The sequence below is a fragment of the Halomonas sp. A29 genome, assembly GCF_046723295.1.
Classification (GTDB): Bacteria; Pseudomonadota; Gammaproteobacteria; order Pseudomonadales; family Halomonadaceae; genus Halomonas.
On the sequence record NZ_JAXQPR010000001.1, the window covers coordinates 666,324 to 688,914 of the forward strand.

The 22,591-nt window shown below is 65.1% G+C and carries 20 protein-coding genes; 5 read left to right on the forward strand and 15 right to left on the reverse strand.

Features of this window, described 5'->3' with window-relative positions; all coding sequences use genetic code 11:
• Nucleotides 1-16: 16 nt before the first annotated feature.
• From thrC to ffh, 9 genes are all read right to left on the reverse strand, one after another.
• Nucleotides 17-1,405, reverse strand: a complete 1,389-nt coding sequence (thrC, locus tag SPH52_RS03240) for a threonine synthase (RefSeq protein WP_411793552.1) — start codon at nt 1,403-1,405, stop codon at nt 17-19.
• 4 nt (nt 1,406-1,409) lie between these two features.
• Complete coding sequence (locus tag SPH52_RS03245; RefSeq protein ID WP_411793553.1) at nt 1,410-2,726, reverse strand: homoserine dehydrogenase; 1,317 nt, start codon at nt 2,724-2,726, stop codon at nt 1,410-1,412.
• Nucleotides 2,727-2,790: 64 nt separating this feature from the next.
• The gene (locus tag SPH52_RS03250; protein ID WP_411793554.1) at nt 2,791-3,546 is read right to left on the reverse strand and encodes a DsbC family protein; all 756 of its coding nucleotides are present in this window, start codon (nt 3,544-3,546) and stop codon (nt 2,791-2,793) included.
• Between the two features lie 3 nt (nt 3,547-3,549).
• Nucleotides 3,550-4,452 carry a site-specific tyrosine recombinase XerD gene (gene xerD / locus SPH52_RS03255; RefSeq protein WP_411793555.1) on the reverse strand — a complete coding sequence of 301 codons (903 nt, stop codon included), beginning with the start codon at nt 4,450-4,452 and terminating at the stop codon, nt 3,550-3,552.
• Between the two features lie 160 nt (nt 4,453-4,612).
• Nucleotides 4,613-4,969: a 50S ribosomal protein L19 gene (gene rplS / locus SPH52_RS03260; protein ID WP_411793556.1), complete on the reverse strand. Its 357-nt coding sequence runs from the start codon at nt 4,967-4,969 to the stop codon at nt 4,613-4,615.
• 168 nt (nt 4,970-5,137) lie between these two features.
• The gene (gene trmD / locus SPH52_RS03265; protein ID WP_411793605.1) at nt 5,138-5,899 is read right to left on the reverse strand and encodes a tRNA (guanosine(37)-N1)-methyltransferase TrmD; all 762 of its coding nucleotides are present in this window, start codon (nt 5,897-5,899) and stop codon (nt 5,138-5,140) included.
• Nucleotides 5,900-5,937: 38 nt separating this feature from the next.
• The gene (gene rimM, locus SPH52_RS03270) at nt 5,938-6,507 is read right to left on the reverse strand and encodes a ribosome maturation factor RimM (RefSeq protein WP_411793557.1); all 570 of its coding nucleotides are present in this window, start codon (nt 6,505-6,507) and stop codon (nt 5,938-5,940) included.
• A gap of 23 nt (nt 6,508-6,530) precedes the next feature.
• Nucleotides 6,531-6,779, reverse strand: coding sequence for a 30S ribosomal protein S16 (gene rpsP / locus SPH52_RS03275; RefSeq protein WP_411793558.1), 249 nt, complete (start codon nt 6,777-6,779; stop codon nt 6,531-6,533).
• 244 nt (nt 6,780-7,023) lie between these two features.
• Entirely contained in the window at nt 7,024-8,433 is a 1,410-nt protein-coding gene (gene ffh / locus SPH52_RS03280) for a signal recognition particle protein (protein WP_411793559.1), read from the reverse strand.
• Between the two features lie 297 nt (nt 8,434-8,730).
• Between ffh and SPH52_RS03285 the strand changes: the two genes are divergently transcribed.
• A complete protein-coding gene (locus SPH52_RS03285; RefSeq protein ID WP_411793560.1) occupies nt 8,731-9,531 on the forward strand; it encodes an inner membrane protein YpjD in 801 nt (266 codons plus the stop codon).
• A gap of 75 nt (nt 9,532-9,606) precedes the next feature.
• Nucleotides 9,607-10,893, forward strand: coding sequence for an HlyC/CorC family transporter (locus SPH52_RS03290; protein WP_411793561.1), 1,287 nt, complete (start codon nt 9,607-9,609; stop codon nt 10,891-10,893).
• Here SPH52_RS03290 and SPH52_RS03295 read toward each other — a convergent pair whose 3' ends face one another.
• Both SPH52_RS03295 and SPH52_RS03300 read right to left on the reverse strand, forming a co-directional pair.
• Nucleotides 10,894-11,577, reverse strand: a complete 684-nt coding sequence (locus SPH52_RS03295) for a 1-acyl-sn-glycerol-3-phosphate acyltransferase (RefSeq protein ID WP_411793606.1) — start codon at nt 11,575-11,577, stop codon at nt 10,894-10,896.
• A 38-nt stretch (nt 11,578-11,615) separates the two neighbouring features.
• On the reverse strand, nt 11,616-12,233 hold the full coding sequence (locus tag SPH52_RS03300) for a TetR/AcrR family transcriptional regulator (RefSeq protein ID WP_411793562.1): 618 nt from the start codon (nt 12,231-12,233) through the stop codon (nt 11,616-11,618).
• Between the two features lie 160 nt (nt 12,234-12,393).
• Here SPH52_RS03300 and SPH52_RS03305 point away from each other — a divergent pair, with 160 nt between their 5' ends.
• On the forward strand, nt 12,394-13,077 hold the full coding sequence (locus SPH52_RS03305) for an SOS response-associated peptidase (RefSeq protein ID WP_411793563.1): 684 nt from the start codon (nt 12,394-12,396) through the stop codon (nt 13,075-13,077).
• Nucleotides 13,074-15,962, forward strand: a complete 2,889-nt coding sequence (locus SPH52_RS03310) for an insulinase family protein (protein ID WP_411793564.1) — start codon at nt 13,074-13,076, stop codon at nt 15,960-15,962. The genes SPH52_RS03305 and SPH52_RS03310 overlap by 4 nt, the downstream gene beginning before the upstream one ends.
• Before the next feature lie 67 nt (nt 15,963-16,029).
• On the opposite strand, the gene sbcB is transcribed toward SPH52_RS03310, so the two are convergent.
• The 4 genes from sbcB to minC form a co-directional block, all read right to left on the reverse strand.
• Nucleotides 16,030-17,520, reverse strand: coding sequence for an exodeoxyribonuclease I (sbcB, locus tag SPH52_RS03315; protein WP_411793565.1), 1,491 nt, complete (start codon nt 17,518-17,520; stop codon nt 16,030-16,032).
• 121 nt (nt 17,521-17,641) lie between these two features.
• Complete coding sequence (gene minE / locus SPH52_RS03320) at nt 17,642-17,893, reverse strand: cell division topological specificity factor MinE (protein WP_411793566.1); 252 nt, start codon at nt 17,891-17,893, stop codon at nt 17,642-17,644.
• Nucleotides 17,890-18,708, reverse strand: coding sequence for a septum site-determining protein MinD (minD, locus tag SPH52_RS03325; RefSeq protein WP_411793567.1), 819 nt, complete (start codon nt 18,706-18,708; stop codon nt 17,890-17,892). Before minD ends, minE begins: the two co-directional genes overlap by 4 nt.
• A gap of 61 nt (nt 18,709-18,769) precedes the next feature.
• Nucleotides 18,770-19,513, reverse strand: coding sequence for a septum site-determining protein MinC (gene minC, locus SPH52_RS03330; protein WP_411793568.1), 744 nt, complete (start codon nt 19,511-19,513; stop codon nt 18,770-18,772).
• 254 nt (nt 19,514-19,767) lie between these two features.
• Between minC and SPH52_RS03335 the strand changes: the two genes are divergently transcribed.
• Nucleotides 19,768-22,551: a DUF349 domain-containing protein gene (locus tag SPH52_RS03335; protein WP_411793569.1), complete on the forward strand. Its 2,784-nt coding sequence runs from the start codon at nt 19,768-19,770 to the stop codon at nt 22,549-22,551.
• Nucleotides 22,552-22,591: the final 40 nt, after the last annotated feature.

Here is a 22,591-nt window from a genome sequence, read left to right on the forward strand (position 1 = left end):
GCTCCGGCCTTCAGCTTTAGCGACGATTTTCCGCCACGAACGCCTGCACCTTTGTCAGCTCCGCCGGCAGCACGGTGTAGCGCTCCTCACGCTCCAGCAGGCCGTCCATGTGCGGCGGCAGCGGCACGCCGGGGAAGCCCGCCTTGACCACCGCCTCGGCGAACTTGGCCGGGTGGGCCGTGGCCAGGGTGATCATCGGCGTCTCGGCGTCGGCCCGCGCCCGCTCGGCGGCGCGGTAGCCGGTGGCGGTGTGCGGGTCGAGCACTTCCTTGGTGCGGTGGTGCGCCTCGCGGATCACCTCGAGGATGGTGGCATCGTCGACGCTGTAGCTGGCGAACAACGCTCGCAGCCGCTCCAGTGGCGCCTCGGCCAGCGCCGCGGGCTCATTCTGGAAGCGTTCGAGCAACGCCGCCACGGCATGGCCGTCGCGCTCGTAGGCCTCGAACAGCAGGCGCTCGAAATTGGACGACACCACGATATCCATGGATGGCGCCAGAGTCGCCTTGAGTTCCTGCTTGGAGAAATCGTTGGCGGCAATCGTACGGTGCAGAATGTCGTTGGCGTTGGTGGCGATGATGAACTGCTTGACCGGCAGGCCCATGCGGTAGGCCATGTAGCCGGCGAAGACATTGCCGAAGTTGGCCGAAGGCACGCAGAAGCTAACCTGACGATGCGGCGCGCCCAGTGCCACGCCGGCTGCCACGTAGTAGACGATCTGGGCCATGATGCGCGCCCAGTTGATCGAGTTCACCGCCACCAGGCGCGTGCCGTTGAGGAAGCCCTGATCGGCGAAGCTCGCCTTGACCATGGCCTGGGCGTCGTCGAAGTTGCCTTCGATGGCAATGTTGAAGACATTGTCGGCCAGCACCGAGGTCATCTGGCGACGCTGTACTTCGGAGACGCGGTTGTACGGGTGCAGGATGAAGATATCGAGGTTGTCGCAGTGGCGACAGCCCTCGATGGCCGCCGAACCGGTGTCGCCGGAAGTGGCACCCATGATCACGGCGCGCTCGCCACGCTTGGCCAGGAAGTGGTCGAGGATGCGGCCGAGCAGTTGCAGGGCGACGTCCTTGAACGCCAGCGTCGGGCCGTGGAACAGCTCGAGCAGGAAGTGGTTGGCGTCGAGCTGGTTGAGCGGCACCACGGCGTCGTGGCTGAAGGTGGCGTAGGCATCGCGCACGATGCCGCGGAACGTATCGTCGTCGATCTCGCCGTTGACGAACGGCTGCATCACGCGGAAGGCGATCTCGGCGTAGGAGAGCCCGGCCATCGCAGCGAGACTCTCGCGCGAGAGTTGGGGAATCTCTTCCGGGACGTAGAGCCCACCGTCACTGGCCATGCCGGTCAGCACGACCTCTTCGAAGGAGAGCGCAGGCGCCTGCCCGCGGGTACTGATGTAGCGCATGCCCTTACTCCTGCTCATCCAGAGACTCGACGCGAATCCGCGTGACCGGCCCGGCGATGTCGGCCATCGCCTCGATCTGCCGAATCGCCTCGTTCATGTGCTTTTCGCGGCAGCTGTGGGTCAGCAGGATGATCGGCACCAGCTCGCCCTCGGTGGCTTCCTTCTGTACCAGCGCCTCGATGGAGATGCCCTGCTCGGAGAGAATGGTCGCCACGCGTGCCAGCACCCCGGGGCGGTCCACCGCCAGCAGCCTCAGGTAGTAGGCGGTGACGATGTCCTCCATGGGCAGGATCGGCATGCCGCCGTCGCCTTCGCCGATACCGCTGAAGGCCAGATAGGGTACACGGTAGTGATGATCGGTGGTGATATCGCGGGCCACGTCGAGCAGGTCGGCGACTACCGCCGAGGCAGTTGGCTCGGAGCCGGCACCGGCGCCGTAGTAAAGGGTCGGCCCCACGGCATCGCCCATGATGGCAATGGCGTTCTTGACCCCATGCACATTGGCCAGCAGGCGCTCCTTGGGGATCAGGGTCGGATGCACGCGCAGCTCCAACCCATGCTCGGTTCGCTTGGAAATGCCCAGGTGCTTGATGGTGTAACCCAGGTTGTCGGCCTGCTCGACGTCCTCGGCCGTCACCCGGGAGATACCTTCGGTGTAAGCCTTCTCGAACTGTAGCGGCACGCCATAGGCAATCGAGGCCAGGATGGTGAGCTTGTGAGCGGCATCGATGCCCTCGACATCGAAGGTGGGATCGGCCTCGGCGTAGCCCAGCGCCTGGGCCTCGGCAAGCACGTCCTCGAAGGCACGACCTTCGCTGCGCATATGGGTAAGGATGTAGTTACCCGTGCCGTTGATGATGCCCGCCACCCACTCGATGCGGTTGGCGCCAAGGCCCTCGCGCAGCGACTTGATCACCGGAATGCCGCCGGCCACCGCCGCCTCGAAGGCGACGATGACGCCCTGTTCGTGGGCCGCCCGGAAGATCTCGTTGCCGTGCACGGCGATCAGCGCCTTGTTGGCGGTAACCACGTGCTTGCCGTTGGCAATGGCAGTGAGTACCAGCTCGCGGGCCAGGTCATAGCCACCAACCAGTTCGACCAGCACGTCGACATCAGGGTTGCGGGCCACCTCGAACACGTCGTTGGTGGTCTTGATTCCGGTGAGGTCGCACTCCGCGTTGGTGCTACGCAGCGCTACCTGTTCGATGATGATCGGCCGGCCCGCCCGCCGCGCGATCTCGTCGGCGTTGCGCGTCAGCACGTTGAAGGTACCGCCGCCGACGGTCCCCAGACCACAGATTCCCACTCTCACCGGTTTCAATGTCCTGCTCCCATGATGGTGTCAATGTCCAGCGTTCATGCATTCGGCAGCTCTTGGTCTGCCATCATTTTGCCAGGCCGAGCATGTCGGCAAGGCGCTCTGCGGGCACGTAGCCCGGTACCAGCCGGCCATCGGGCAGTACGATGGCCGGTGTGCCCTGTACGCCCACGGCCATGCCCAGATGATACTGGTCCTCGACCGGATTGTCGCAGTCGGTACTACCTGAAATCGCTTCCTGGCGCTTGCCCGCGTTCATCGCTTCGCTGCGGTTGTCGGCACACCAGATCTGCTCGAGTATCCTGGCCCCCTGGGAATTCATGCCGGCACGCGGAAACGCCAGGTAGTGTACTTCAATGCCCATCTCGTTGAGCGTCGACACCTCCTCGTGGAACTGGCGGCAGTATGGGCAGGTGGTATCGGTAAAGACGACCAGTTCGGCGCGGCTGTCGCCGGTGCCGCGAAAAACGACCCGCTCGCTCTCGGGCACCTTGGCGAGTTGCTCGGCGCGCTCCACGTTGCGTGCTTGCTCGGTCAGGTTGGTCAGCCCACCCTCACCGTTTTCGTAGAGGTCGCCGACCAGGAAGAACTTTCCTTCGGCGTCGCTGTAGAAAGCCTCGCCGGTTTCCAGACGCACCTGGTAGAAGCCCGCCAGTGGTGTCTCGTGCACGCTGGCAACAGGCATTGGCTGGCCGCTGACCTGCAGGCGCTCGGCCAGGCGCTCGGCACCATCGGCCAGGGTGGCGGCAGGCAGCAGGAGCACCGCGAGGGGAACGGCCAAGGCGAACAGGGAGCCGGCAAGACGATGGAATAACACGATCATGATTCAGCCTCGAGGATGATGGTCGGCGTGCAGGGCTTCGAGTCGCGCCTGCGCAACGTGGGTATAGATCTGCGTGGTCGACAGGTCGCTGTGACCGAGCAGCAGCTGTACGACACGCAAGTTGGCCCCATGATTCAATAGATGCGTGGCGAATGCATGCCGCAGCGTATGCGGCGACAGCGGTCGCGTGATACCGGCCGTGCGCGCGTGCGTCTTGATCCGGTGCCAGAAGGTCTGCCGCGTCATGCAGTTGTCGCCACGCCCGGGAAACAGCGCCGGCCGTGTCACATCGCTCATCAGCGCACCACGCGCGCTGCGCAAGTAGCGTGTCAGCCAGTGTACGGCTTCTTCCCCCAGCGGGACCAGTCGATCCTTGTCGCCCTTGCCGCGAACCCGCACCACGCCCTGGCGTAGATTGACGGCATCCACGCTGAGCCCCACCAGCTCCGAGACGCGCAGGCCACAACCGTAGAGCACTTCGAGCATGGCTCGGTCACGAAGCCCCAGGTCGGTGGCAAGGTCAGGAGCGGCCAGCAGGCGCTCCACTTCGTCCTCTTCGAGGGTGTCTGGCAGGTTGGGCCGCACCCGCGGCAGGCGAACCTCGGCCAACGGGTCGTGCGCTATGCACCCCTCGGCCAGCGCCCAACGATAGAAGCCGCGCAAGCTGGAGAGCAGCCGGGCATTGCTGCGCAGCTGATAGCCGGCGGCACGACGCTCATCGAGCCAGCCTGGCAACAGGCCTTCAACCGGCGCGAGCAGTTCGCCACCCGCCTCCGACAGGTGGCTGGACCAGGCCTCCAGGTCGCGACGGTAGGCTGCCAGGGTATGTTCGCTTGCCCCACGCTCTAGCCACAGGGCATCGAGGAACGCCTCGATGAGGGCAAGGGATGGGTTATCTTGGGTCATGCCCCTCTCTCCAAGCACTCACTCCAGGTACTCATTCCAGGCACTCAAGACCAAGACAAGGCCCCAGTGACGACAAAGCCCCGCCCCGCGTGAGCGGTGGCGGGGCTTCCAGCCTGCGCAATGAATCGGGCAACACAGCGACTCGCCCGCGCAGAGTGTCTTACGACAGCTTTTCCTTGATACGGGCAGACTTGCCGCTGCGCTCACGCAGGTAGTACAGCTTGGCCTGGCGCACGTCACCGCGACGCTTGACTTCGATGGAGTCGACCAGCGGGCTGTAGGTCTGGAAAGTACGCTCGACGCCGACACCGTGGGAGATCTTGCGCACGGTGAAGGCGGAGTTCAGGCCGCGGTTGCGCTTGCCGATCACCACGCCTTCGAAGGCCTGCAGACGCTCGCGGTTACCTTCCTTGACCTTGACCTGAACGATGACGGTGTCGCCCGGGGCGAAATCCGGCACCTGCTTGCTCATCTGCTCGGCTTCGAGCGCCTGGATCACCTTGTTCTTGCTGCTCATGACAAAACTCCTCGATATTCGGCATCGCCACTCTTTACGAGTAAGGGCAATGCGTGATCCCGGCGCCCGAGTCTGGCTCGAGAGCGCGGGAGATGATGGGTGACGCAGGTCCACGCTCCCCAGGGAGCCGCTGTCCTGCACCGCCGCCCTGCCAGCCGGATAGACAGCCTATCGGGTAGACAGCGCGTATTCCTCGATGAACTCCTCGAGCAGCTTCTGCTGCTCGGCATTCAACGTCCTGCCTTCCAGCAGGTCGGGGCGCCTCAGCCAGGTCCGCCCCAGCGACTGCTTGAGCCGCCAGCGCCGGATCTCGCCATGATGGCCGCTGAGCAGCACATCCGGCACCCGCCGCCCGTCGATCTCCTCGGGGCGCGTATAGTGCGGGCAATCCAGCAACCCTTCGTTGAAGGAGTCCTCGATCGCGGAATCCTGATGCCCCAGCACGCCGGGAACCAGTCTTGCCGCGGCGTCGATCAGTACCATGGCCGGCAGCTCGCCGCCGCTGAGCACATAGTCGCCGATCGACCACTCTTCATCGATGTCGCTCTCGACGATACGCTCATCGATGCCTTCGTAGCGCCCGGCCACCACCACAAATGGGGGGCCGGAAGCCAGCTCGCGCACACCCTGCTGGTCGAGTCTGCGCCCCTGGGGCGACAGATAGATGACCTTGGGCCGCTGCCCCGTGACCTCACTTGCCCGCACGCGGGCATCGTGAATGGCCGCGCGCAGGGTGTCGACCTTCATCAGCATTCCGGGGCCACCGCCGTAGGGTCGGTCGTCCACGGTGCGATGCTTGTCGCTGGCGTAGTCGCGCGGATTCCAGAACTCCAGCGCCACCCGCCCCTGACTGACTGCCCGTCCCGTGACGCCGTGCCGGGTAATGGCCTCGAACATCTCGGGAAACAGTGTCACGACACCGATCCACATGCCCTGCGACCCGCTCGGATGGCTGTCCGACTCGGTGCTCAAAACTCCGGATCCCAGTCGACGGTCATGCTGCCGCCCGTCAGGTCCACCTCGACGATGACCTCGCCGGGAAGAAAGGGCAGCAGACGCTCACGATCATCGATGGCCGGCGGCGTCCCTTCCGGGTCGCCCCTGACCACCAGCACGTCGTTGGCACCGGTCTCGAACAGGTAGGCGACGCGGCCCAGCACCATGCCTTCACGGGTCGCGACCGTGAGCCCTTCCAACTGGTGCCAGTAATACTCGCTGCCGCCAAGCTCGGGCAGGTCGGTCTTGGGCAGCAGGATCTCGACCCCTGCCATCCGCTCGGCCGCCTCCCGCGAGTCGACACCCTCGAGCTGGACCACCAGACCCTTGCCTTGCCGCCGCCCCTGCAGCAGCCGATGACGCGTCAGGGCACCGCCCTGCCTCAGCACCCACTGCGGGTACTCGAGGATGCCGTCCATCGGGCTGGTATGGGAGTAGACCTTGAGCCATCCCTTGACGCCGTAGGGGCTGGTCAGCTTGCCCAGCACCACATGATCTTCGCGATGGTCGTCGCGCTCGCTGCGTTCGGCCTGCTCGCTCATGATGTCACCGGGGCATCACAGGCTCAGGCCTGCTTGCGGGCTTCCTTGACCAGCTCGGCCACGCGGTCGGACATCTGCGCACCCTGCTCCTGCCAGTGAGCGATGCGGTCCAGATCGACGCGCAGACGCTCTTCCTGACCGCGAGCGATCGGGTTGAAGAAGCCCAGACGCTCGATGAAACGGCCGTCGCGGGAGTTGCGTGAATCGGTCACGGTCAGGTGGTAGAAGGGACGCTTCTTGGCGCCACCACGTGCCAGACGAATGGTAACCATGGCGTTGACTATCCTTCGGTTGAGGTTACGTTTAATACCGATGCGCCGGACCCGGCTAACGGCCGGGGTTCTCGGCAACTGCCAGGAAAGCGGGTCCGTGGACCCGCTTTCGCGTCATTCGGTCACTTTCTTAACAGCGCTTCTTTACAAGCGTGCAGCCGGGCAGAGCCACGGTCCTGCCATGAAGACGCAGCATTCTACGGAAATCAGCCCCGCTTTGAAACCCTTTTATCGAGTTCTGCCATCAGCGCCACGGGAAGCCACCGGGACCGCCCATGCCACCCATACCGCCAGGGCCTCCGGGACCGCCGCCGCCCATCATGCCGGACATACCGCGCATCATCTTCTGCATGCCACCCTTCTTGCCGGCCTTCTTCATCATCTTCTGCATCTGCTTGTGCTGCTTGAGCAGGCGATTGAGGTCGGGCACCTGCAGGCCGGCCCCGGCGGCGATGCGGCGCTTACGCGAGCCGTTGATGATCTCGGGCTTGCGCCGCTCCTGGGGCGTCATCGAGTTGATCAGCGCCTCGAGCTTGCCCAATTCCTTCTCGGGGCCTGGCCCCTGAGCCATCTCGGCCATCTGGCCCATTCCCGGCAGCTTGCCGAGCAGACCACTCATGCCGCCCATCTTCTTGAGTTGCTGGAGCTGGTCGCGGAAGTCCTCGAGATCGAAGCCCTCGCCCTTCTTGACCTTCTTGGCCAGCTGCTCGGCCTTCTTCTTGTCGACGGTGCGCTCGGCCTCCTCGATCAGCGACAGCATGTCGCCCATGCCGAGGATGCGTGAGGCCACCCGATCCGGGTGGAAGGGCTCGAGGGCATCGACCTTCTCACCCACGCCCATGAACTTGATCGGCTTGCCGGTGATGTGGCGCACAGAAAGTGCCGCACCGCCGCGGGCGTCGCCGTCGGCCTTGGTCAAGATCACGCCGGTCAGCGGCAGCGCCTCGTGGAACGCCTTGGCCGTGTTGGCGGCGTCCTGGCCGGTCATGGCGTCGACCACGAACAGGGTTTCCTGCGGCTGGCAGGCGCGGTGCAGCTCGGCGATCTCGGCCATCATGGCCTCGTCGATGGCCAGGCGGCCGGCGGTATCGACGATCAGCACGTCGTGGAACTGGATTTTGGCGTGCCTGATCGCCGCCTCGGCAATCGCCACCGGCTTCTGGTCGGACTGCGAAGGGAAGAAGTCGACGCCCACTTCGCCCGCCAGGGTTTCGAGCTGGTCGATGGCCGCCGGACGGTAGACGTCGGCGGAGACCACCAGGACCTTCTTCTTCTCGCGTTCACGCAGGTAGCGCGCCAGTTTGGCCACCGAGGTGGTCTTGCCCGCACCCTGCAGCCCGGCCATCAGCACCACCGCGGGCGAACCCTTGAGCGAGAGCCCCTCGTTGGCCTCGCCCATGATCGCCTCGAGTTCCTGCTGGACGATCTTGACGAACTGCTGCCCGGGCGAGAGGCTCTTCGACACCTCCTGGCCCACCGCACGCTCGCGCACCCGCTCGATGAAGGCCTTGACCACCGGCAGGGCGACATCGGCCTCGAGCAGCGCGCGACGCACCTCGCGCAGGGTGTCCTTGATGTTGTCCTCGGTCAGGCGCGCCTGACCCTTGATGGACTTGAGCGTCTGGGAAAGTCGCTCGCTGAGATTCTGGAACATAAGCCACTCCGGCTGTCGGGCTGTCGGATCAGCGCAATGTCTCGCCGCCTGGCAAGAGGCACCTGCGGCGAAGCGTCACGCTCAGCGCGAGATGACGGTCCACCCAGCGACGGAACAGCCCTGGTAAAGCGGTTGATGAATCTGGGCAGTATTATACGCCCTGCAGCGGCCAGTCTCCATGCATGAGGCCATGCGCCACGGCTGTGCGCCGCAGCGAGGATTGGGTATAGTGACCTCGGCAGACTCCATTCACCACGAGATGCACAGACGCCGGCAACGGCGCACGGGCGACAATCGATGCAGGCGCTTCCTCTGGCCATCATGGCCTTCATCCTTTACCTGGGTGCAGCTTCCTGGCAGGGGCTCACGCTGCTTCGGCGCGTGCCGCAGCGTCCCGCCCTGGTTCGCGTCCTGGGCCTGCTGGGCCTGTTGTTCCATCTTCCCGTGGCCTTCAAGCTGATCGACCAGAGCCCAGGCCTGATGCCCGGCCTTTCGACCAGCGCAGTCATGCTGACCGCAATCATGGTGATTCTGCTGCTCAGCGTGAGCCTGGCCAAGCCGGTATTGAGCGTGGCCGTGGCCCTGTTCCCGGTATCGGGCCTGGCGCTGCTGTTGGCGGTGGGCCTGCCGAGCCCGGAGCGCACCGGCGGCATGACCCCGGGCATCGCCCTGCATGCCATGAGCTCGGCACTGGCCTTCGGCATACTCTTCATCGCCGCCTGTCAGGCGGTGCTGCTGGGGCTGCAGAATCAGGCCCTGCGCCACCATCACACCCGCGGTGTGGTCCAGGTGCTGCCGCCGTTGACCACCATGGAAAGGGTACTGTTCGAGCTGATCTGGGCCGGCATGGTGCTGCTCACCTTGTCGATCGTCAGCGGCTTCATGTTCGTCGAGAGCATGTTCGCCCAGCATCTGGCGCACAAGACGATTCTGTCCTTGGCCGCCTGGGTAATCTTCGCCATTCTGCTGATCAGCCATCATGTGCTTGGCTGGCGTGGCATGCGCGCCGTGCGCTGGACGCTGGGTGGCTGTGCCGTGCTGCTGCTGGCCTACTTCGGCAGCAAGTTCGTGCTCGAGGTCATTCTCAACCGTACCTGAATCGGAAGTCGCCTTGACACTGCCGGGCCGAATACCTACAAACGGGGCTGACATGCCAGCGAGGATCCAACGACCTTGAGCGACGACTTCCCTTTGGGATTGCTGTTCGGCCTGCTTTTCCTACTCGTCTGTCTTTCCGCTTTCTTCTCGAGCTCCGAGACCGGCATGATGTCGATCAACCGCTACCGGCTGAACCACGAGGCCAATAGCGGAGACAGTCGTGCCCGCCGGGTACTGCGGCTGCTGGCGCGTCCGGACCGGCTCATCGGCGTGATCCTGATCGGCAACAACCTGGTCAACAACCTGGCGGCCGCCATCGCCACCGTCCTCGCCATCCATTTCTTCGGCGAGGTGACCGGCCCCGCGGTCGCCCCACTGATCCTGACCATCGTGATCCTCATCTTCGCCGAGGTCAGCCCCAAGACCTACGCCGCGATCAAGCCCGAGCGCATCGCCTACCCCTCCTCGCTGATACTGGAACCGCTGCTGAAGGTGCTCTATCCGCTGGTATGGCTGGTCAATGCGATCTCCAACGGCCTGCTGAGGGCGCTCGGTGTGAAGGAAATAGAGGGCGGCACCCACAGCCTTTCCCGCGACGAACTGCGCACCGTGGTGCACGAAGCGGGCACGCTGATACCTCATCGCCATCAGGCGATGCTGCTGTCGATCCTCGATCTGGAGAACGTCACGGTCAACGACATCATGGTGCCACGCCATGAAGTGGTAGGAATCGACCTCGACGACGAACTCGAAGCCATCCTGGCCCAGATTCGCACCAGCCAGCATACCCGCCTGCCCGTGTTCAAGGGCGACATCAACAACATCATCGGCATGCTGCACCTGCGCAATGCGGCACGCTTCCTGTCGCGGGACGAGGTGACCAAGGCCTCGATCGTGCAGGAAGCGCGCGAGCCCTATTTCATCCCCGAATCGACGCCGCTTCACACCCAACTGCTCAATTTCCAGAAGCAGAAGAGGCGCATCGGTATCGTGGTGGATGAATATGGCGACGTGGAGGGCCTGGTCACGCTGGAAGACATCCTCGAGGAGATCGTTGGCGAATTCACCACCGACGTGGCCGGCCAGGACGAGGAGATTCATCGCCAGGATGATGGCAGCCACATGATCGATGGCACCGCCAACATCCGCGACATCAACCGCGCCTTGGGCTGGAAGCTACCCACCGACGGTCCCAAGACCTTGAACGGCTTGATCCTCGAACACTTGGAAGCCTTTCCCGACGGACCCGCCTGCCTGCAGATTGGCAGTATTCGCATGGAGATCCTCGAGGTTCGCGACAACCTGATCACCGCCGCGCGCTGCTGGCAGGCGGTACGCAGCGGCCGCCAGCGTCAGCAGTGATCAGCGCCGGCGGGGCGAGGTGGTCGCCTTGAGCGGGCAGGCCCAGCCATCGGCCTCGGCCTTGAGCGCACGCACCCGTGCCTCGAGCAGCTCGCGACGCGCCAGCCGTGATGGAATCGGCTTGCCGAAGTAGAGTGCCACCCGCGCGCGAAAGCGCCGCGGCCGCTTGGACAGTGCCGGCCCATCACGATGCGAGGTCCACGAGCCCCACAGGCCAGCCAGTCCAGCCGGGATCACCGGCACCGGGTCGCGCGCCAGGATCGTCTCGAGCCCACGGCGGAACGCATGCACCTCGCCGTCAGGCGTCAGCCGCCCCTCGGGAAAGAGCATCACCACATCGCCGCTGCGCAGCGCCCGGCTGACCTCCTCCAGGGCGCGACGCACGCTGCCGGGATCGCGTCGGTCGGACTCCACCGGAATCGCCCCCACCAGGCGAAACAGCCAGTTGAGCCATGGCGACTCATAGATCGGCCGATCCATCAGGAAGCGCAGCGGCCGCGGGCTCGCCCCGCCCATGACCAGCGCATCCATGAAGCTGACGTGATTGCACACCACTACGGCCGGCCCCTTGGCAGGTATGTGCTCGAGCCCGCGCAAGCGTAGTCGATAGCAGCAGTGAACCAGCAGGAAGATGAGGAAGCGGATGAGCGGTCGCGGGGCGCGCGCCGCGCGCCAGCCCCCCAGCAACAACAGGGAGCCGAGCACCCCGTATAGCACGAGATTCACGCGATATCGGACCTGTGTCTCAGGCCGGCGAGGATTGTGGAAAGCAGCTGATCGAGCAGCTCCGGCACTTCGAGCTGCTGCCCCTGCCAGTAGCCCAGGCGCTCGTTGAGCCCCAGTTGCACCAGGCCATGCACGCTGCCCCACAGGGTCCGCCCGAGGCGCCTGGCCTCGAGGTCGCCGAGTGCCGGCTGGTACTCCTTGAGACTCGTCTCGACGCGCAGGAACAGCGCCTCGATCATGTCCGACTGCCGCTGGTCGAGCTCACCCTCCTGGGCCAGCGGATAGTCGAACAGCAACTGCCAGCGGAACGGCTCGCGCTGGGCGAACTGCCAGTAGGCCAGAGCCAGGGCGCTTAGCTGGCGTTCGGGCAGGGCTCCCTCGGTCAATGGTTCGATGACCGTACGCAATCGCGCAAGGGTTTCGATGTTCACGTGTTGCAGCAGGTTGCCGAAACTGCCATAGAGTTTGAGCAGCGTACTCGGGGCACAGCCCACCTCGCGCGCCAAGGCGCGCAGCGAGAGTGCATGCACGGGGTTGCCCTGCAGCCAGTCATCGCATGCAGACATGACTTGGGCATGGAGCGCTTCGGGCGCATGCTGTCTGGGACGAGCCATCGAGTTCCTCGCAGGAGGTTACACATCTCGGGGCGGCATTGCTTCGCCCGGTAGCTTAGGATAGCGCACATCGAACACTGTTTTCGACCATTCCGCGTCAAGCCTTTTCAGGCTTCTTCGACTTGACTACCCTGACGCCGTTCCGCCACTCGGAGACTCCATGGCCGGCCGCCTCTACATACCGCCACTCGACATGGTTCGACTGCTGCCCGAACTGCGCCAGGAGACCCCCTTGCTCACCGCCACCAACCTGGCTCCGAGGCGCCCGCTCTCGCACATTCGGCTGGAAGCCGGTCGCGCCAGCCTGAGCCAGGTCTTCTGGGGGCTGACGCCTTCATGGCTGACCGTGCTCGACCATGCCCCCCACTGCGCCCGAGCCGAATCGCTCGATGCACGCCCCATGTTCCGCGACGCGTTCTCCTCTCGCCGTAGCCTGGTGCCGGTGGGGGGCGTCTACGTATGGAAGATACAGCCCCGCTTCAAGCAGCCATTCCTGGTCACCCGTGTCGATCGTGGCCCGATGCTGCTGGCCGGCATCTGGAGCCGCTATCACACAGACCTGACCGAACATACCGATTCGATGGCGTTGGTGACGGTGTCGACCAACGAGTTCCTGGCGCCGCTCAGCGACAGGCTGCCGGCGCTGATCGATGCTGCCGACGCCATGCGCTGGCTCGATCCCAAGACGGCGCCGGAAACCGCCTACGCGCTACTGCGTCCTGCCCCTCGGGAACTGTTGGGCGCCTTTCCGGTATCAAGAAGGGTGAACGACCCTGCCAACCAGGATCCCGCCTGCGCCCATCCGACGGGTCCCATGCTGCGCTGGAACGAACAGGAGAAATGATGCTCAAGCCCCGCCCGCCCCTGCATTGCCCAGGCCGCCGACACTCGCCGCCCTGGCTTGCAAGCCTGCTGCTGGCCGGCTTCCTGCTGCCCACCACGGCCCAGGCACAGCAGTCAGACGACACCGATGCCACTCCCACGGAGGCGATAGAGGAGGTCGTGCTTCCTCACGTCAGCCCCCATGACACCCGTGACTACCGCGTGCTGCTGCTCGACAATGGCCTCACCGCGCTGCTCGTCAGCGACCCCGAAGCCGACCGCGCGGCCGCCTCGATGAACGTCGGCGTGGGCAGCGCTCAGGATCCCGACGACCTGGCAGGACTTGCCCATTTCCTCGAACACATGCTGTTCCTGGGTACCGAACCGTACCCCGAGGCCGATGCCTATCAGGGCTACCTGCGCCGCCATGGCGGCAGCCACAACGCCTTCACCGCCCTCCAGGATACCAATTACTTCTTCGACATCGAGCCTGAGGCACTGCCCGGCGCCCTGGACCGCTTCAGTGAATTCTTCCTCACACCGCTGTTCAACCCCGGTCAACTGGAGAGCGAACGCAACATCGTGCACTCCGAGTACATGGCGCGCATCCGCGACGACGGCCGACGCGAGAACGACGTGCTCAACCAGGTGCTCAACGGCGACAACCCCACCACAGGCTTCTCGGTGGGCAGCCGCGAGACACTCGCGGACCGGCCAGAGGGCGAGCCCAGCCTGCGTGAGCGGGTGATCGACTTCTATGAGCGCTACTACGATGCCAACGTGATGCACCTGGCGCTGGTCGCGCCGCAGCCGCTGGACGAGCTGGAAGCGATGGTGGCCGAACGCTTCGCCGACATTGCCGACCGCGGCCTCGAACGCCCGGTCATCGAAGAGCCCCTGGTTAAGGAGGGGAGCCTGCCGCGCCAGGTGGAACTGCAATCGGTGCGCGACAGCCGCCATGTGAGCTTCATGTTCCCGGTGCCCGACCCCATTCAGCACTATCGCCACAAGCCTGCCGATATTCTCGCCCACCTGCTGGGGCACGAAGGCGAGGGCAGCCTGTTTGCCGTACTGCGCGAGGCGGGGCTGGCCGATGCTCTGGCCGCCGGCGTGGGTCGCGGCGACGAGCGTCATGCGCTGTTCACCGTCAGCGTCAGCCTGACGCCCGCGGGTGCCGAACGCATCGACGAGATAGAAGCCACGCTGTTCGCCGCCATCGAGCAGATCCGCGATCAGGGCCTGGAGGAGTGGCGCTATGCCGAGCAGGCACAGCTCGCAGAACAGCAGTTCCGCTTCCAGCAGCATGGCTCGACCTTGCAGAGCGCCATGCGCCTGGCCATGAACCTGGCCCGCTTCCCGATGGAGGACGTGCAGTATGCTGCCTATCGCATGGACGGCTTCGATCCCGAACTGGTCGCAGAGTATCTCGATGCCCTGCGCCCCGAGGCACTGCTGCGCACTTACAGCGGTCCCGAGGTGGAAGGCGAACATACCTCGCCCTGGTTCAATACACCCTGGCGTGAGACCGAGCCCGAACAAGCTCCAGCCCAACCGCTGGCTGGCCTTGCCCTGCCCGACCCCAACCCCTTCATCGCCGAGGACCTGACGCTACTCGACGAGCAGGACGAACGCCCCACGCAGCTACTGGAGGAGGACGGCTTCAGCCTCTGGCACATGAGTGACGCCAGTTTCAACACGCCCAAGGTGGAGTGGCGCTTCAGCCTGCAAAATCCCACGGCCAGCAGCGATCCGCATCATGCCGTACTGGCCAACCTGCTGGCCGGCTGGCTGGATGACAGCCTCAACGAGGAGTTCTACACGGCGCACCTGGCCGGGCACAATGCCGAGGCCTATGCCCATGCCCGCGGCATCACGCTGTCCTTCTCGGGCTGGCGCGACCGCCAGGACCGGGTCATGCGTCGCACCCTGGAGCAGCTTCGCGAAGGCAATATCGACGAAGCGAGCTTCGAGCGCGTACGCTATCGCCTGCAGCGCGAATGGCGCAACGCTCCCCAGGCCGCGCTGTTCCGCCAAGGCCACCGCACCCTGGCCGAGGCCCTGATGAGGCCCAGTTGGCCAACCCAGGACCTGCTGGAAGCCAGCCGCGACCTGACCGTGGATGACCTGCGCGAATTCCGTGAGCAGTTCCTGGGCGAGCTGCGCCTGCAGGCACTGGCCATCGGCAATCTCGATTCCAAGCTGGCCCTGCGCGAAGGAAGGCTGGTGGCCGAGATGCTGGCCCCCACGCTGCCCCAGGAGGCAATCCCCGACCTGACACCGCTGCGTATCGATACCGAGCTACCTACTCTGCACCCGCTGACCAGCCGTGAGGAGTCACTGGTGCTGCGCTACCTGCAGGGCAGCGACCGCTCGCTCGACGCCCAGGCGCGCCTAGCGGTACTGGGGCAGGTGATCGACACACCCTTCTACCAGCGCCTGCGCACCGAAGAGCAGCTGGGCTATGTGGTCAGTGCCGGCTACTCTCCCCTGCTCGACGCGCCGGGGCTGAGCCTGCTGGTGCAGTCACCCGATGCCACGAGCGCCGAGATTCGGGCCCATATCGACGCCTTCCTCGAGGAGTTCGGCCAACGCCTGGCAGAGATGGACGACGCCGACCTGGCCCCCTACCGCCAGGCCGTGCACGACAGCCTGCTGCAGCGCGATACCAGCCTGTCGGGAATGACCAACCGGCTGTGGCGCGCCCTGTCGTTCGGCGATACCGGCTTCGACCGCCGCGAGCGCTTGGCCCAGCGTGTGCTCGCCGTCACCGCCGATGACCTGCACGACATCTGGCCCGAGCTGCTCGAATCGGCGATTGCCACCATTGCCTACGACCCGGGCGACGAACCCAGCGACGTGGCCGCCCTGACCCGGCACCTGCAGCCGCTACCCGAAGCCAACGACTGATCCCGCCCGCGATCCCACAGCAAAGCGCCCGGCCAATGGCCGGGCGCTTTCATGAGCCTGCTGACGCTCAACCAAAAGCCTGAGCCGGCATCATCGCCTCCACATGCATGACGAGCTCCTCGAGGATCAGGCGATCGCGGTCACTGAGAACGACCTGATTGAGGCGCTCGATCTCGCGGGCGAAGTCCTTCAGCGTGAACCCGGCCACGGCGCCATCGTTCATGCGCTCCCAGCGATAGGCCTCCCAGCGCGCTTGCTCCTCGCTGCTGAGGGTGTCGGGGTAGCTGCGTGCCCGATAGCGGAACAGCATCTCCTCCAGGCGTGGGTCCTGGAAGGCGAACCTGGCATCGACGAGATCCCAGGGCTCCGCTGCCCGTACTCGCTCCATCTGCTGGCGATCTGAGGGCGAGAAGAAACCCCCACTGTAGAGCATCAGATCCGGGTCGTGGGGACCATCGGGGGGAGGCTGGGCGAAGACTTCAGCTACCTTGTACGCCACTTCGGGGCTCGCCGTCAGGCGCTTCCAGTGCGTACGGCAGGCAGCCAGGTCGAGCCCCAGGCGCTCGACGATCTCGCCGTACTCGCCCTGGCGCGGCCCCTCCCCGTCCTTGAGCGCCGCAGCGGGGAGGATGACCGGGCTGCGATTGATATGGATGACCTTGAGCGGAATTCGCTCCTCGCCTTCGGCCAGGTCGTCGCTGCTGACGAAAACGCGCTGCCGTATCTCCTCGGCACTCAATTCCAGCAGCGCCCGAGGGTCTACCGAAAGGTCGTAGACGATCACCCCGTTGGGGTTGGTGGGGTGCTCGGCCAACGGCATTACCAGCGCACTGCAGCCGCGGCTGGCCGGATAGCGACGTGATACGTGCAGCACCGGCTTGCGACCAGGGATGTCGAGTCGCTTGGCCACCTCACGCTTGCTACGCAGGGCCAGCAGATGATCGAAGAGACGGGAATTGCGCTGCCGCAGCAGCCGCGCCAGGGCGATGGTGGCACGCACGTCGGCTACGGCGTCGTGGGCACCCTCGTGGGCGATGCCGTTGGCCGCGGTCAGGTGCTCGAGGCGAAAGCTGGGCGAGCCGTCCTCACGGCGCGGCCACTCGATACCTGCCGGGCGCAGGGCGTGAAAAGCCCTCACCGCATCGATCAGATCCCAGCGCGAATTGCCGTTCTGCCACTCACGGGAGTAGGGGTCAAGCAGGTTGCGGTAGAACAGGCAGCGGCTCACTTCGTCGTCGAAGCGCAGGCTGTTGTAACCTAGTGCACAGGTACCGGGTTCGCTCATCAGCGAGTGGATACGTCCGGCGAACTCGGCCTCGGGTAAGCCCCGCCTGCGCGCCTGCTGCGGCGTGATACCGGTGATCAGGCACGCCTGGGGATGCGGCAGGTAGTCATCGGCCGGCTTGCAAAAAAGCTCGACAGGCTCTCCGATCTCATTGAATTCGGTGTCGGTACGTATCGCGGCGAACTGCGAGGGCCGGTCGCGACGAGGGTCGGCGCCGAAGGTTTCGTAGTCGTGCCACAGGAAGGTCATCGGGGCGGCATTGGGCTTCGCCATGGGCGCGGTGTCTCCTGACTGCGTCCTGAGTGGCACAGCCTAACATAGCCCCGCAGGCGACTCAGCCGGTGAAACGCTGCGTGCGTGCCGGCGTGAGCGAATCGCTGCATCCGGTACCTTTCTAACTGCGCGGCAGAGTGACGTTGAGCTCCAGCACCGAACAGTTGTCCTCGCTGTCCAGCGTGATGTTGATGGCGTCGTCGTCCACCTGGACGTAGCGTCGAATCACCTCGAGCAACTCCTTCTCCAGCATCGGCATGTAGTCGGGCTGGCCACGCTGGCTGCGCTGGTGAGCCACAATGATCTGTAGCCGCTCCTTGGCCACAGAGGCGGTTTTCTTGCGCTCGCGCTTCAGGAATTCCAGTAACTTCACCGGCGACCTCCTCCGAACATGCGGCTCAGCAGGCTCTTCTTCTGGAGCTCATGGAAACGCAGCGGGACTTCTTCTCCCAGCAGGCGCGATACGGTATCCATATAGGCCTGCCCCGCATCGCTATCGTCGTCATGCGTCACGGGCACCCCTTGGTTGGAGGCACGCAGCACCGCTTCCGACTCGGGAATCAGCCCGATCAGGTCGATGGCCAGAATCTCGCGGATGTCCTCGAGGTTGAGCATGTCGCCATGGTCGACACGCGCTGGATTGTAACGGGTGATCAGCAGGTGCTCCTTGACCGGATCCTCGCCGCGCTCGGCGCGCCGCGTCTTGGAGGCAAGCAGACCCAGGATGCGATCAGAGTCGCGCACCGACGAGACTTCGGGGTTGGTGACCACGATCGCCTCGTCGGCGTAGTGCATGGCCAACTGGGCACCGCGCTCGATGCCGGCGGGGGAGTCGCACAGGATGTAGTCGAAATCCTTGCCCAGCGTCTCGAGAATCTTCTCGACGCCTTCGGGCGTGAGGGCATCCTTGTCGCGAGTTTGCGAGGCCGGCAGGATATGCAGGTTGTCGACCCGCTTGTCACGGATCAACGCCTGGTTGAGGCCGGCTTCGCCCTGGATCACGTTGACCAGGTCATACACTACACGGCGCTCGCAGCCCATGATCAGGTCCAGATTGCGCAGCCCCACGTCGAAGTCGATGACGACGGTCTTGTTGCCTCGCAGCGCCAGCCCGGTGGCGATGGCCGCTGCACTGGTAGTCTTGCCGACCCCTCCCTTGCCTGAGGTCACTACGATGATCTTGGCCAAGTTGCACGTTCCTTTGGATAGACGAAGAAAGACGAAGAAAGACGAAGAGAGCGCAAGCGACTCAGGCCAGCGAAGTAATCCCCAGCTGAGCATCGCGCAGCGCGACCTGAACCGAGGAACCCAGCAGGTGCGGATCGATGTCCTCAAGGCGCTTGTAGTTACCCGCCACTGAAAGCAGCTCGGCACGCAGCTCGCGGCAGAAGATGCCGGCTTCGGTATCACCATGGATTCCAGCCAGCGCACGACCGCGCAAGGCGCCATAGACGTGGATACTGCCGGCGGCCAGCACTTCCGCCCCCGCGTTGACGGCGCCGATGACCACCAGGTCGCCGTCGGGCGCACTCACCTGTTGCCCCGAACGTACCGTGCCGCGGTAGATACGCCCACCACTGGCCACCGAGACTGCAGCCTCGGGCTCGCCTGCACCCGGCACTGCCGTCTCGACGGGCGGCACCTCCTCGAGCGAGCGGGCACGCGACCCATCGGTGGGCGGAAACCAGCCCAGACCCAGCGCCCAAGCCGACTGCTTGACGGGGTCGGCACCACCGCGCACCGCCACCGGCAGCAGCTTGTGTGTGCGGCATACGGCACAGATCCGCTCCAGGGCCAGGTGGGGCTCGTCGAGCTTCTCCACGCTGAGAACCACGGGGGTATGCTGGAAGAAAGCAGGGGATTGGCTAAGCTTGCCCGAAAGCTGCTCGCGGATCTGCTCCGGATCTGCGCTAGCCAACTCCATGACCGTCATGGGCAGCATGCCCCCTTTGAAGGTGAATGCCATGTCTGCCCTGTCCACTTTGAGGCTCATTGCCGGACTCCACTCGGGTGTTGTCGGGTCGTGGGACTAAAGCTAAGCGACTCCCATCCCCCCTGCAACTGATGATACGGCCAGCCAGGGCTCGGCGGCCACTGCTGCCATTTGCCACACGCTCCTGTTCCGACAGGCTTTTCCACAATCGCGGCGCATGCTTAGATAACATACCTTAGACGAAAGACGCCGACACGACAGCAACAATACGGCTTGCGCAGCAACCGGCTGCGCCTCTCACTGCAGGATGCCTCATGCCCGGATTCCTTCGCCGCCTTCTCGCCCCTCGCTGGCAGCATCCCGATGCCAAGGTTCGAGCTCAGGCCATCGGCCGGCTCGACCCCTCACGCCCCGAACAGCGCCTGGCCCTGGAAGCGCTGTGCCTTGATGCGGAAGCCGCCGTTCGCCAGGCGGCGCTGGAAAAGATCGACTCGGTCGACACCCTGCTCGCCCTGTCGAGTCAACAGCCGGAGCTGCCTGAGCTGCACCGCCGACTGGTCGCGCTGCTTACCGGTCAGGCCGGCAACCTGGACCTGACCCAGCGTCTACGCATCGTCGAAGGGCTCGAGGATAAAGGCTTGCTGTCGCGCGTGGCGCTGGAGGGCGACAACCAGCAGCTGCGGCTGGCCGCCGTGGCACGCCTGACAGAGGAAGAGGATCTCATCAAGCAAGCCTGCGACAACGGTATCGCCGCCGTACGCCACGCCGCCGCGACGCGGGTGACCAGCGAAGCCGGCCTGCAACGCCTGGCCCAGCAGGCGCGCCGCGACCGCCAGGTAGTGCGCCATGCACGCGAGCGCTTGAATCGCCTGCGCACGGACGCGGCCTCCCTGGCCGCGGCGCAGGCTCGGCGGGAAGCCCTGCTGGCCAAGCTGGAGGCGCACGCCAGGGCTCCTTGGGAACCACTCTACGCCGGCCGCTATCGCCACCTGGCACGCGAGTGGGAGGCGCTCGACGACCTGCCCGAGATCGACCAGGAACACCGCTTCCAGGAGGCCAGTCTCAGCTGCCGCAAGATCATCTCGGATCATGAAGCCCATGAACACGCCATTGCCGAGACGGACCGCCGACGGGAACAGGCCGCCGAAGCCCGTGAGTCACTGCTCGAGGCACTGGAAGAGAGCCTCGCAGGACTTCCCCGCGGCGACCGTCTGACGGGACAGGACATCGCCAGCCTGCGCTCGCAAAAGGTGCTGCTGGCCAATCGCTGGCAAACGCTCTCCGACCTGCACGTGACCGACGAGACGCTACGCCACCGCTACGATACCGTATTGGGGAACTACGACGAGGTTCTCGCTGCCTGGGAGCGCCTCGAGGGCCGCGCCAGCGATATCGAACAGGCATTGAGGGAGAAGGACGCCGAGCGGCTGCAAAGCATCATTGCAACGTGTAACTGGCCCGACACACTACCACCCACCCCGCTGCTCACCCGTGCGCAGCAGATGCTGGCCGGCCAGGAGGAGCCGGAGGAAGAAACCTTGGAGGTACGCCTCGAGCGCTTCTCCCAGGACCTCACCCAGTTGGAGAGACTGCTCGATCGCGGTGCCTTCAAAGGTGCCAGCCGCCTTCACCAGAGCCTCAGGCATCGTGCCGACTCATTACCCGCAGCGAGCCTGCGCCCCTACCAGGCCACGCTCAAGCGGCTTGGCGCTCGGCTGGCAGAGCTTCGCGACTGGCGGGGTTTCGTCGCCGGCCCCAAGCGCGAACAGCTGTGCCAGGCCATCGAACAGCTTGCCGACGTGACCGATGTCACGGAAGCCGAACTCGACCGCCGCCACCGTCAGTTGGTACGCGACTGGAAGGGACTCGGCGATGCCGCAGGCAGCCGAGAACTCTCCGAGCATTTTCGCAGTGCCTCCGACCGTATTCACGAACGCCTGGCCCCATGGCGCGAACACCAAGCCAGCGAGCGCATGCGCAACCTCGAGGCACGCATCGCCCTGTGCGAGCAGCTCGAAGCCCTGCTGGACACACCCGCCGCCAACGCCGACCCGGATGCACTGAGGCGTATCCGCGACCAGGCCCGTGAAGAGTGGCGCCGCCACTCCCCGGTACCACGCGAACAGGCACAGGCCATCGGACGACGCTTCGGGCGCATACGCTTCGCCCTGCAAGGCCTGATCGACCAGCGTGCCAAGGAAGTGGCCGATGCCAAGCGTCAGCTCATCGATGAGGCTCAGGCAATGATCGAGCACCAGTTGCCTCCCGATGCGAGAGCGGAACGAGCCAAGATCCTGCAGCAACGCTGGCGCGAACTCGGCCGTGCACCACGCGGGGAGGAGCAGACCCTGTGGCGCGAGTTCCGCGCGGCCTGCGACCAGATCTTCGCCATGCGCGAGGCCCAGCGTGACGACCACGTGCAGCGGGCACGCCAACGCCTCGATGACATGCAGGCCCTGATCGACCGACTCGATGCCTGGCAGCCGACCCGCGATGCCGACAGGACCGTGCTGGAGCAGGCCATTGACGAAGCCGCAGCCTTGGAGCCGCTACCTCCGGGACGGCGTACGGAAGGCATGCGGCGGCGCTGGAGTGGCATCGTGCGCACCCGCCGCGAACGCCTGGCACGCCTGGCCGTAGCGGAAGAGATTCATCGCTGGCAAGGCTGTCGTCCCTTGCTCGAGGCTCACTTGGCGGCAGATGCCGCATGCCTCGACAAGGAAGACTGCCAGGACGTATCTCTCGACCAGGGGCTCGACCTGCCCGAGGACATGCGCAGCGCCCACGAGCAGCGCAACGCCTCGCGGCGCAATCCGCTGCCCTCTAATGAGATCAGCGAGCAACTGGCGCGCCTGCGCGTACATCTCTCACTGCTCTCCATGGGGCGCGTCAGCCAGCACGATGAGCCCCTGCGCCTGGCCATCCAGGTCGAACGGCTCAACGAGGGCCTTGGTCGCGAGTTGAGCCGTGCCGAAGAGGTCCGCATCGTACTGCGCAACCTGCTGGCGACGGGGCCGGTCTCTCCCGAACAGTGGCAGCGGGAAGTGGGCGAACTCGACTCGCTGCTCACACGCCTGACACGCCTGCCACCGCCTTGACGCTCCGATAGAACGAAAACGGGAGGCCTGGGCCTCCCGC